The organism is Nocardia camponoti (assembly GCF_014646135.1).
GTDB lineage: Bacteria > Actinomycetota > Actinomycetes > Mycobacteriales > Mycobacteriaceae > Nocardia > Nocardia camponoti.
In genome coordinates this window covers 1,015,148-1,028,234 of record NZ_BMMW01000002.1, presented here as the reverse complement: position 1 = coordinate 1,028,234, position 13,087 = coordinate 1,015,148, and the positions used below count along the sequence as shown (strand labels likewise).

At 63.4% G+C, this 13,087-nt stretch carries 3 protein-coding genes and 1 pseudogene (1 of these 4 only partly in view); 3 read left to right on the top strand and 1 reads right to left on the bottom strand.

Annotated elements, in window-relative coordinates; all coding sequences use genetic code 11:
- Positions 1-14: 14 nt before the first annotated feature.
- Positions 15-170 (top strand): annotated as a pseudogene (locus tag IEX78_RS24895) (hypothetical protein); the annotation flags it as partial.
- A gap of 7 nt (positions 171-177) precedes the next feature.
- The gene (locus IEX78_RS12705) at positions 178-429 is read left to right on the top strand and encodes a hypothetical protein (RefSeq protein ID WP_188829102.1); all 252 of its coding nucleotides are present in this window, start codon (positions 178-180) and stop codon (positions 427-429) included.
- A gap of 41 nt (positions 430-470) precedes the next feature.
- Here the strand turns inward: IEX78_RS12705 and IEX78_RS12700 are convergent, their stop codons facing one another.
- Entirely contained in the window at positions 471-1,331 is an 861-nt protein-coding gene (locus IEX78_RS12700; protein WP_188829101.1) for a hypothetical protein, read from the bottom strand.
- Here IEX78_RS12700 and IEX78_RS12695 point away from each other — a divergent pair.
- Positions 1,323-13,087: the 5' portion of a hypothetical protein gene (locus IEX78_RS12695; protein WP_188829100.1), read on the top strand. It continues 18,778 nt past the right edge of the window; the window shows 11,765 of its 30,543 coding nt (coding positions 1-11,765); its start codon is at positions 1,323-1,325; its stop codon lies beyond the right edge, outside the window. The genes IEX78_RS12700 and IEX78_RS12695 overlap by 9 nt on opposite strands.

Here is a 13,087-nt window from a genome sequence, read left to right as displayed (position 1 = left end):
GGAGCTGAGTTGCGATGACCACACCAATGGAGAACGCGATCGTGCAGTTCATTCTTGACCTGCTGCGTGACCCGAAGGCCGCGGCGGCCTACTGTGAGGCGCCGGACAAGGTCATCGACCAAGTGAAACTTTGTGCGACGCCGCAATATGTTGCGGCGTGCACGCCGATGGTGGCGCGTGGTGCGGGAATTGACTGTGGTGGCGCTGGGGTGCGCGGGATTGTTGGTGCGGGTCGTGGTTTTGGTGCTGGTTCGGGGTATGGGCAGGGTGCTGGTTTTGGGCAAGGTGCTGGATTTGGGTACGGGCGTGGGGCTGGGAATGGTGGTGGGTCCGGATTTGGTCAGGGTGCGGGTTTTGGGCGCGCGGGAAATGGTGGGTCGGGATTTGGTGGAGCTGGTTACGGTGGCACGAATTATTTTGGGCCCGTAACGAATTACTATGGGCCGTCTCGGTTTAACGGGCCGGGAGGTTCAGGTGGGTCTGGTGGTTCCGGTGGGGCTGGGACGGGTGGTGGTGCTGGCGGGCGTGGTGGTTCGGGCGGGACTGGCGGCGCTGGTGGGTCCGGTGTTGGGACTGGCGGCACGGGCATCGGGGTCGGCGGAGGTGGAACCGGCGGGAACAGCGGCGGTGGTGGCAATGGCGGCGGCGGCAACGGGGGGAATGGTGGTAGCGGCGGCAATGGTGGTGGGTCGAATAACGGTGGCGGGAATGGCGGTAATGGTGGCAACAGTGGGAGCAATAACAACACCGGTGGCAATGGGTCGAACAATGGCAATAACAATGGTGGCCAGGGGTCTAATAATGGGCAGATTAATGGCGACCCGTTCAGTAACTTCCTGAATGGAAACAATCCGCTGAGCAATGTCGCCAATGGTGTGCTTGGGAGTGTCGGCAACGGTGTTCTCGGCGGCGACATTCTTGGTGGCGATTTCCTCGGCGGCGACATTCTCGGCAACGTTATTGGTGGGGACGCGCTGAGCAATCTCGTCGGCGGCGACGTCGGCAATCTCGGCAGCGTGCTCAACGGGCTCAATGTCGGTGGGCAGAACATCGGCGATATCGGCAGCATCGGCAACCTTGGTGACATCACCAACCTCGGCAGCGTGTTGAGCGGCATCGGCAGCCTCGGCGACGTTGGCAATGTTGGGTCGATCCTTGGCAATGTCGGCAACTTCGGCGACGTTGGGTCGTTGTTGAACAACTCGGTGCTCAACAACGTTGGCAGCATTACCAATTCGCTCGGTGACGTTGGTGATTTCAGCCCGTTCAGCAACATCGGCAACCTTGAGTTCCTGAACCAGGCCGCGTCGATCGCGAACGACATGACCCAAGCCTTCAATGACGTGCAGAACGTGATTGGCAACGGGTTCCTCGGCAACCTCAGCGCGCCGGTTTCGGTGATCGGCAGTTCGCTCGGCGGGGTCAGTGGCGTGCTGAACAACCTCGGCCCGGTTGGGGATATCGGCGGGGTGTTGAACAACTTCGGCGACGTGAGCCACATCATTGAAGAGCTGACGATTACCGATTTCGTCAACGCGCTCAACGGAATTGGGTCGGTCAACAATGTGCTTGGCTCCGTTGGCGACGTGAATTCGCTTGTCGGCGACGTTGGTTCGGTTACCGGCGTTGGTGGCGACCTGATCAATTCGGTCGGCAATCTCTCCAACGTGGGCGATATTCTCAGCAACACCGGATCCATTAGCGAAGCGCTGAACGGAAATTCGATCGGGGATGTACTCGGAGGGGTTACCAACGTTGGGTCGGTTGGTGACGTACTCGGCGGGATTACCCAGATCGGTTCGGTCGGTTCGGTCGGCGACATCATCAGTGGCGTCGGCTCGGTAGGCGATATTGGCAACGTACTCAACGGAATTGGTTCGATTAACGATGTCGTCGACGGAGTAGGTTCCGTTGGCGACATTGGCAATGTGGGCAACGTCGTTGGCGATGCGGTGTCGATTGACCCGGTTACGAGCTTCCTTGGGAATGTTGGGCCGATTAGTGGTCTGACGAATGTGGGCAACATTGGGAATGTTGCGGGGGATTTGGTTGACGGCGGGATTGGGTCGATCGGGTCGGTTGGGGATGTGCTTGGTGGGGTCACGAATGTGGGGTCGATTGGGAATGTCGTTGGGGACATCAGCAATGTTGTCGGGTCCGTTGGCGACGTGGGGAGTGTCGTCGGGGACGTGACCGACGTTGGGTCGGTTGGGGACGTGATTGGTTCCGTTGGGGACGTCAGCAATGTGGTTGGTGATGTTGGCTCGGTTGGCGATGTGATCGGGACCGTTGGGGATGTCACCGATGTGGGCTCGGTTGGGGATGTGCTCGGTGGGGTGACCAACGTCGGGTCGGTTGGCGATGTGGTCGGGACGGTTGGCGACGTCACGAACGTTGGTTCGGTTGGCGACGTGGTTGGCGGCGTGAGCAATGTTGCCGGCGACGTGACGAACGTCGGCTCGGTCAGCGACGTGCTCAGCAACGTGACGGGGGTTGGCAACGTCATCGGGTCGGTCGGCGACGTGACTGATATCGGGTCCGTTGGGGACGTCAGCAACGTGGTCAGTGACATCGGCTCGGTGGGCGATGTGCTCGGCGACGTGACCAACGTTGGGTCGGTTACGGGTGTGGTTGGCGACGTCAGCAATGTGGCCGGGGACGTGATCAACGTTGGATCCGTTGGTGATGTTGTCGGCGGTGTCAGCGGCGTTGCTGGTGACGTGACCAACGTCGGCTCGGTCGGTGACGTGCTCAGCAACGTGACGGGTGGGTCCGTTGGCGACGTGGTTGGCGACGTCGGGTCCGTCAGCGAGGTGCTGAACAACATCGGGACGGTTGGGGACGTCACGAACGTGGTTGGCGATGTGACTGACGTCGGCTCGGTGAGCGAGGTACTCAACAACGCGGGCTCAATTACTAACGCGGGCAACATCATCGGTGACGTCACCGACATTGGCTCGATCTCCGACGTTGGCAATGTTGCGGGTGACGTGCTCAGCAATGTTGGTTCGGTTGGCGACGTCACGAATGTCGCGGGTGACGTGCTCAGCAGCGTTGGTTCGATCGGCGACGTCACCAATGTCGCGGGCGACGTGATTGGCGACGTTGGTTCGGTTGGCGACGTCACGAACGTTGCGGGCGACGTACTGAGCAACTCGGGTTCGATCGGTGACGTCGGCGGCGATGTACTGAACAACGCGGGTTCGATTTCGAATGTCGGCGACGTATTGAGCAACGTGAGCTCCGTCGGCGACATCACCAACGTGACGGGCGACATCACCAACGGTGTTGGGTCCATCGGCGACGTATCGAACGTCGCGGGTGACGTGCTCAGCAATGTTGGTTCGATTGGCGACGTCACGAATGTGGGTGACGTGCTCAGCAACGTCGGCTCGGTTGGCGACGTGACCGACGTTGGGGGCGTACTCAACGAGGTTGGGTCGATTTCGGACGTGGGCAACGTCGCGGGTGGCGTGGTGAACAACGTCGGGTCGGTTGGCGACGTGCTGAACGACGTGAGCTCCGTCGGCGACGTCACGAACATCGGCGGCGATGTGCTCAGCAACGTGGGCTCGACGGGCGATATCGCGGGCGACGTCATCAACAACGTCGGTTCTGTCGGCGACGTGACGAATGTGGTTGGCGACGTGACCAACGCGGGTCAGGTGGTCGGGGACGTCGGGTCGATCGGGGACATCGCGTCCGTCGGCGGTGGCGTGGTTGGCGACGTTACGAACGTGGCAGGCGATGTTGGGTCGATCGGCGACCTGACCAACGTCGGCAACCTGACCGACGTGACCAACACCGTCGGCAACGTGATTGGCGACGGGGCCTCGGTGGGCAACGTCGGGGACGTGGTCGGCGACGTGATCGACAATTCGGGTTCGCTCGGCTCGGTCGGCGACGTAACCAACCTTGTCGGCGGAATCGGCAATGTCACCGGCACTTTCGGCGACGTGGCATCGAACATTGGGTCGGTCACGAACACGGCAGGCGACGTGGTCGGCGGAGTCGGCAACGTCAGCGACGTGAGCGGCGTGGCTGGGGACGTCACCAACGTCGTCGGCGGAGTAACCGGAGTCGCGGGCGACGTAACCAACATCGGCGACGTGAGCAACGTCGTTGGCGATGTGACCAACCTTGGCGACGTCACGAACATCGGCGACGTGTCGAACGTGATCGGCAACGTGGGCGATGTTGGCGGCGTGACGGGCGTGGCCGGCGATGTCACCAATGTGGTGGGTGACGTGCTCAATAACGCGGGTTCGATTTCGGACGTGAGCAACGTGGTTGGCGACGTGAGCGGGGTCGCGGGTGACGTGAGTGGTGTTGCGGGCGACGTCAGCAACATCGTCGACGTGACCAACTTCGGTGACATCACCAACGTCGCGGGCGACGTGCTCAATAACGCTGGCTCGATTTCCGACGTGAGCAACGTGGTCGGCGATGTCGCGAGCGTGGGTGACGTTTCCAACGTGGTCGGCGACGTCCTCAACAACGCGGGCTCGATTTCGGACGTCACCGGGATCGCTGGCGACGTGTCTGACCTCAGCGACGTGACGAATGTCGTCGGCAACGTTGGCGACGTAACCGGTGTCGCGGGCGACGTGCTCAGCAACGTCGGTTCGATTTCCGACGTGAGCGGTGTGGTCGGCGACGTCGCGAGCGTGGGTGGCGTTTCCAACGTGGTCGGCGACGTGAGCGGGGTTGCGGGCGACGTGAGCAACGTCGTTGGTGATGTCAGCGGGGTCGTGGGCGACGTCGGCAACATCGGCGACGTGACGAATCTCGTTGGCAACGTGGGTGATGTCAGCAACGTCGCGGGCGACGTGCTCAACAACGCGGGCGCGATTTCGGACGTAACCGGGGTCGCTGGCGACGCGTTCAGCAACATCGGCTCGATTTCCGACGTGAGCAGCGTGGTTGGGGACGTCAGCGGGGTCGCCGGTGATGTCACGAACGTCGGCGACGTGACAGGTGTCGCGGGTGACGTGATCGGCAACGTCGGTTCGGTTGGCGATGTGAGCGATGTGTCTGGCGTGGCTGGAGATGTGACGAATGTCGTTGGGGGCGTAGGCAACCTGTCGGATGTAGTCAGCAATTTCGGCAATGTTGGCGACGTAACCGGTGTCGCTGGCGACGTCACGAACCTGGTGACCGGCGTCGGCGACGTCAGTGATGTGGTTTCCAACATCGGTTCGATCAACGACCTGACCAGCACGGTCGGTGATGTGGGCAACGTGACCGGCGTCGCGGGCGACCTCACCAACACTCTCGGCAACGTGAGTGACGTGTCCGGCGTGGCTGGCGATGTAACCAATATCGTTGGGGGAGTTGGGGATATCAGTGATATCGGCAACGTGACCGATGTGGTTGATGGCGTCGGTGATGTCACCGGAGTCGCTGGCGACGTAACGAATGTTGTTGGTGGCGTTGGGAATCTGTCGGATGTCGTCAGCAACATTGGCAATGTTGGCGACGTCAGTGATGTGGTGTCCAACATCGGCTCGATCAACGATTTGACCAGCACGGTTGGCGATGTGGGCAGCGTGACGGGCGTCGCGGGCGACCTCACCAACACCCTCGGCGACGTGAGCGGGATCGGTGACGTGACCGACGTCGTATCCAACGTTGGCTCCGTCGGCGGCGATGTGACTGGCGTTGCGGGCGACGTGATCGGCAGCGTTGGCGATATCGGATCGAACATCGGAAACGTGAGTGATGTTGCGGGCGGCGCGATTTCGAATGTGGGCTCGATCGGTGACGTGACGAACACTGTCGGCGACGTGACCGGCATCGCGGGTGGGGTCAACGATGTGACTGGCGTTGCGGGCGACGTGATCGGCGGTGTCGTCAACACGGGGGACATCACGAATCTTGTTGGCGGCGTTGGCAATGTGAGTGACGTTGTTGGCGACGTGACGAACGTCGGCTCGATCAGCGACCTCACCAGCACGGTCGGCGATGTGAGTGGCATCGGCGACCTGACGCAGACGGTTGGCGACATTTCGAACGTCGGTGGTGACGTGACGGGCGTTGCTGGCGACCTCACCGGAATCGCCGGAGGCGTGGGGAACCTGACCAACACGGTCGGCGATGTTTCCGACGTTGTTGGCGGGGTCGGCGACGTGACGGGTGTCGCCGGTGATCTGACGCAAACGGTGGGCTCGGTTGGCGACATTTCCAACGTCGTTGGGGACGTGGGGAACCTGACGAGCACCGTTGGTGACGTGGGCAACGTGACCAACACGGCTGGCGATGTTGTCGGCGGCGTTAGCGACGTGACTGGCGTCGCGGGCGACCTCACTGGCGTCGCAGGTGGCGTGGGGAATGTGACCAGCACGGTCGGGGACGTCGTTGGCGGGGTTAGCGATATCGGCGACGTGAGCAACGTCGTTGGCGATGTGTCCGGCGTCGCGGGCGACCTGACCAATAGCGTCGGCAACGTCGGCGATGTGGTCGGCGGCGTGACGGGTGTCGCGGGCGACCTCACTGGGGTCGCAGGTGGCGTGGGGAACGTGACCAACACCGTCGGCGATGTAGTTGGCGGAATTAGCAACGTGACTGGCGTCGCGGGGGATCTCACGCAGACCGTTGGTTCGGTCGGTGACGTTGCTGGGGTCGCGGGTGACCTGACTCAGACGGTTGGCGACGTCAGCGACGTGATCGACGCGGGGAACCTGACGAACACGGTCGGCGACGTTTCGGGTGTCGCGGGTGACGTCACCAATAGCGTCGGCGACGTGCTCTCCGGTGCGGGCGCGATCAGCGACGTGACCAACACTGTCGGCGATATCGGCTCGATCAGCGACCTGACCAGCACCATCGGTGACGTCTCGGATATCGGCAACATCGGTGATCTGACGCAGACTGTTGGTTCGCTTGGTGATGTCACCGGGATCGCCGGGGATGTGGGCAACCTGACCAACACGGTCGGCGACGTGACGGGTGTCGCTGGCGACCTCACGCAGACCGTCGGTTCGCTTGGTGACATTTCGAACGTCGTAGGTGACGTCACCGGGATCGCCGGAGGCGCGGGCAACGTGACCAACACCGTCGGCGATGTGGTCGGTGGCATCGGCGATATTTCCGGGATCGCGGGCGACGTAAGTGGCGTCGCGGGCGACCTGACCAACACCGTCGGCGACGTGTCGAATATCGGCAACCTGACTAATACCGTGGCCGGGGTCGCCGGTGACCTCACGCAGTCGGTGGGTGACGTCGGCAACGTGACAGGTGTTGCGGGCGACGCGCTTTCGAACATTGGCAACGTGACGCAGTCCGTCGGTGACGTGTCGAACGTGGTTGGCGACGTGAGTGAGATCGGGTCGATCAGCGACGTTGTTGGCGACGTGACGAACGTTGGGTCGCTCGGCGACGTGACGGGCGTCGCGGGCGACGTCACCGATGTTGTTGGCGGCGTTGGCAACCTCACTCAGTCGGTGGGCGACGTGACCAACACGGTCGGCAACCTCACGGGCGATCCAATTTCGAACATCGGGAATCTGACTGGCGTCGTAGGTGACGTGACGAATGTTGGGTCGCTCGGGGACGTGACCAACGTGGTTGGTGACATCGGCTCGCTCGGCGACGTGACGAACACCGTCGGCAACTTGACCGGCGATCCGGTGTCCAACATTGGGAACCTGACGCAGTCGGTTGGTGACGTGACGGGTGTCGCGGGCGATGTGGTCGGCGGGGTTGGCGATATTGGGTCGGTTGGCGACGTCACGCAGACGGTTGGGAACTTGACCCAGTCGGTCGGCGATGTTTCGGGCGTCGCGGGTGATGTCACGGATGTTGTTGGGGGCGTTGGGAATTTGACGCAGTCGATCGGTGACATCACCGATATTGGCTCGGTTGGCGACGTAACCGGCGTGGCTGGGGATGTGACTGACGTGGTCAGCGGCGTTGGCGACGTGACGCAGTCGGTTGGTGACATCGCTAACGTCGGCTCGGTTGGCGACGTGACGAACACCGTCGGGAACCTCACGCAGTCGGTCGGCGACGTGACCGGCCTCGGTGATCTCACGAACGTCGGCTCGGTGGGCGACGTGCTTGCGGGTGGAGTCGGCTCGATTGGCGACGTAACTGGTGTGGCTGGGGACGTGACGAATACCGTCGGGAACCTCACGCAGTCGGTCGGCGACGTTACGGATGTTGTTGGTGGCGTTGGGAATTTGACGCAGTCGATTGGCGACATCACCGATGTTGGCTCGGTTGGCGACGTGACGAATACCGTCGGGAACCTCACGCAGTCCGTCGGTGATCTCACGAACGTCGGGTCGGTTGGCGACGTTACGCAGACGGTCGGCGACGTGGGTGACGTGCTCAGTGGGAACGGGGCCGTAGGCGACGTGACGGGTGTCGCGGGCGACCTCACCAACACCGCGGGCAACCTCACCGACCTCGTCGACGTTGGCTCGGTCGGCGACGTGACCGGCGTGGCCGGGGACGTGACCGACGTGGTCAGCGGCGTCGGCGACGTGACGCAGTCGGTGGGCGATGTGGCTGGCATCGCGGGTGACGTAACCCAGTCGGTTGGGGACATGAGCAACATCGGTTCGGTTGGCGACGTGCTCGCCGGCGGGATCGGGTCGATCAGCGATGTCACCGGTGTCGCGGGCGATCTCAGCGGGGTTGGCGACGTGACGAATGTCGTCGGTGACGTGACCGGGGTCGCGGGTGATCTGTCCGGCGTTGGCGGCGATGTGATCGGCGACGTGTCCGGGGTGGCTGGCGACATCGGGTCGATCTCGGACGTGAGCAACGTGATTGGTGACATCACGGATGTTGGCTCGATTGGCGACGTCACCGGAATCGCGGGCGATCTGACCGACATTGGTTCGGTCGGCGACGTGCTTGCCGGTGGGATCGGTTCGGTTGGCGACGTGACGCAGTCGGTTGGTGACGTGAGCGGCGTTGCTGGCGACCTCACTGGCGTTGGCGGCGACGTGATCAGCGGGATCAGCGACGTGACCGGCGTTGGCGGCGACGTGATCAGTGGCGTCGGCGACGTGAGCAATGTGGTCGGCGACGTAACCGACATCGGCTCGATTGGCGACGTGACCGGCGTTGGGGGCGACCTGACGCAGTCGGTTGGCGACGTGGTCAGCGGGGTTGGCGATGTGACGAACGTTGTCGGCGACGTGACCGGCATCGGCGACGTGACTGGCATCGCCGGGGACGTGAGTGACGTGGTCAGCGGGGTTGGCGACGTGACGAATGTCGTCGGCGACGTAACCGGCGTCGCGGGTGATCTGTCCGGTGTCGGCGGGGACGTGATCGGCGGAATCAGCGACGTGACTGGTATCGCCGGGGACGTGAGCGACGTCGTCGGCGGAGTTGGGAACGTCGGCGACGTGAGCAGTGTGGTCGGGGACCTGACCAACGTTGGCAGTGTCGGCGACGTGAGCGACGTGGTGAGCGGCATCGGCGACGTGACCGGGATCGCGGGCGACGTCACCGATATCGGCTCGATTAGCGACGTCACTGGAGTTGCGGGCGACCTCACCAACTCGATCGGCGACATCGGTTCCGTTGGGGACGTGCTGTCGAATGTTGGCTCGGTTGGCGATCTTTCGAACACCGTCGGCGATGTCACCGACATTGGGTCGATCAGCGACATCACCGGTGTCGCGGGTGACCTGACGAATTCGGTTGGCTCCGTTGGCGATGTGACGGGCGTGGCGGGCGACCTCACCAACTCGGTATCGGATGTTGTTGGCGGCGTTGGTAATTCGATTGGCGATGTTTCGGGCATCGCGGGCGACGTCACTGGCATCGCTGGTTCGGTTGGCGAAGTCACCGGTGTTGCAGGCGATCTCACGCAGAACGTGTCCGGTGTCGCGGGTGACCTCACTCAGTCCGTTGGTGACGTATCGGGTATCGCGGGCGATGTCACGGGCGTCGCTGGCGACCTGACGCAGACCGTCGGTTCGATTGGTGACATCACGGGCGACCCGTCGATTGGAAACGTGACCGGCGTTGCGGGCGACCTGACGCAGTCCGTCGGCGACGTGACCAACTCGGTTGGCAACGTGACCGATGTCGTCGGCGACGTAACTGGCATCGCTGGGTCGGTCGGCGAAGTAACCGGCGTTGCGGGCGACCTCACCCAATCCATTGGCGACGTATCGGGCATCACGGGCGGTGTCACGGGCGTTGCTGGCGACCTCACGCAGAATGTGTCCGGTGTCGCGGGTGACCTCACGCAGTCGGTTGGGGACGTATCGGGCATCGCAGGCGACGTCACGGGCGTCGCTGGCGACTTGACGCAGTCCGTCGGCGACGTGACCAACTCGGTTGGCAACGTGACCGATGTCGTCGGCGACGTAACCGGCATCGCTGGTTCGGTTGGCGAAATCACTGGTGTCGCAGGCGATCTCACACAGAATGTGACCGGTGTCGCGGGTGACCTCACGCAGTCCGTTGGTGACGTATCGGGCGTCGCTGGCGACTTGACGCAGACTATCGGCTCGGTCGGCGACATCACCGGTGACCCGTCGATCGGGAACGTGACCGGCGTTGCGGGCGACCTCACCAACTCGGTGAGCGACATTGGCGGCGACCTGACCGGCGTCGCGGGAGATGTGTCCGGCATCGGCGATGTCGCGGGTGTGGCGGGCGACCTCACGCAGTCGCTGAGCGACGTTGGGAACGTAACTGGCATCGCGGGCGACCTCACGCAGACCGTCGGTTCGATTGGCGACATCACTGGCGACCCGTCGATCGGGAACGTGACCGGCGTTGCGGGCGACCTCACGCAGTCGGTTGGCGACGTGAGCGGCGTTGCGGGCGACCTGACGCAGTCAGTCGGCGACGTGACGAACTCGGTTGGCAACGTGAGCGACTTCGTCGGCGGCGTGACCGGGGTCGCGGGCGATCTGACGAACACCATCGGTGACGTCACCGGTATCGCTGGCTCGGTCGGTGAAGTGACCGGAGTTGCGGGCGATCTTACGAATTCGATCAGCGATGTGAGCGGTGTCGCCGGTGACCTGACGAACACCGTCGGTGACGTGACTGGCATCGCGGGGTCGGTGGGCGAAGTGACCGGCGTCGCGGGCGATCTCACGCAGTCGGTTGGCGACGTAACTGGCGTGGCGGGCGATCTTGGCTCGATTGGCGACGTAACCGGCATCGCGGGCGATCTGACCCAATCGGTTGGCGACGTGACGAACTCGGTTGGCGACGTGACCGGTGTCGCGGGCGGCATCAGCGACGTGGTCGGTGATGTGACTGGCGTTGCGGGTTCGGTTGGTGAAGTGACTGGTGTCGCGGGCGATCTCACGCAGTCGGTTGGCGACGTGACGAATTCGGTCGGCAACGTGACCGACTTCGTTGGCGGCGTGACCGGGGTTGCGGGCGATCTCACGAACACGATCGGCGACGTGACTGGCATCGCGGGCGGGGTCAGCGAGGTGGTTGGCGACGTAAGCGGCGTGGCCGGCGACCTCACCAACACGGTCGGCAACGTGGGCGACGTTACGGGTGTGGCGGGCGACCTCGTTGGCTCGGTGGGTGACGTGACCGGTATCGCGGGCGACGTCAGCGACGTGGTCGGCGGCATCGGGAATGTCAGTGACGTGACGGGTATCGCGGGCGACCTCACCGATGTCGGGTCGATCAGCGAAATCACCGGCGTCGCAGGTGATTTGACGAATTCGGTCGGGTCGATCGGTGATGTGACTGGGGTCGCGGGCGACCTCACCCAGTCGGTTGGCGACATCGGCGGCGACGTGACTGGCGTCGCGGGCGATCTGACCCAGTCGGTTGGCAACGTGACCGACTTCGTTGGTGGCGTTACCGGGGTCGCGGGTGACCTGACGAACACCATCGGTGATGTAACTGGCATCGCGGGCGACGTGAGCGATGTCGTCGGCGGCGTCGGCACTGTCGGCGACGTGACGGGCATTGCGGGCGATCTCACCGGCGTCGCGGGTGACTTGACGAATTCCGTCGGCTCGATCGGGGACGTGACTGGCGTAGCGGGAGACCTGACACAGTCGGTTGGCGATATCGGCGGCGATGTGACTGGCATTGCGGGCGGAATCACCGGCGTCACAGGGGATTTGACGCAGACGGTCGGCTCTATTGGCGACATCACTGGTGATCCGGCGATCGGCAACGTGACTCAGTCGGTCGGGGACGTCACCGGTGTCGCGGGTGATCTTACGAATTCGATCAGCGGGGTCGCCGGGGATCTGACCAACACGGTCGGGTCTGTTGGCGACATCGCGGGCGTCGCGGGTGACCTCACCAACTCGATTAGCGACGTGACCGGCGTCGCGGGCGACCTCGGGTCGATCGGGGACGTGACCGGAGTCGCGGGCGACCTCACCAACACCGTCGGCGACCTAACCGGGGTCGCGGGGTCGGTTGGCGAGGTCACGAACTCGCTCGGTGACGTGACCGGCATCGCGGGCGACCTTGGCTCGATCAGTGACGTAACCGGGGTTGCTGGCGACCTCACGAACACCGTCGGCAACGTCAGCGACGTGACCGGTGTTGCTGGCGACCTCACGAACGGGATCGGCTCGATCGGCGATCTCACCAACACGGTCGGCAACCTGGGCGATGTCACCGGTGTCGCGGGCGACGTGATCGGCTCGGTTGGCGACGTGAGCGGTGTCGCGGGTGATCTGGTCGGGTCCGTCGGCGACGTGAGCGGAGTAGCTGGCGACCTGACGAACACCGTCGGCTCGGTTGGCGACGTGACGCAGTCGATTGGGGATGTGAGTGGTGTCGCGGGCGATCTGATCGGATCCGTCGGTGACGTGAGTGGAGTAGCTGGCGACCTGACCAACAGTGTCGGAAACGTGAGCGATGTTGTTGGCTCGGTCGGTGATGTGACTGGCGTTGCTGGCGACTTGTCCGGTGTCGCAGGCGATCTCACGAACACCGTGGGTTCGGTCGGCGACATCGCGGGCGTGGCAGGTGACCTAACCAACTCGGTTGGCGACATCTCCGATATCGGTGGCGATCTGACTGGCGTTGCCGGCGACCTGACGAACACCGTTGGCTCGGTTGGCGACGTGACGCAGTCGATTGGTGATGTGAGTGGAGTCGCCGGCGATCTCATTGG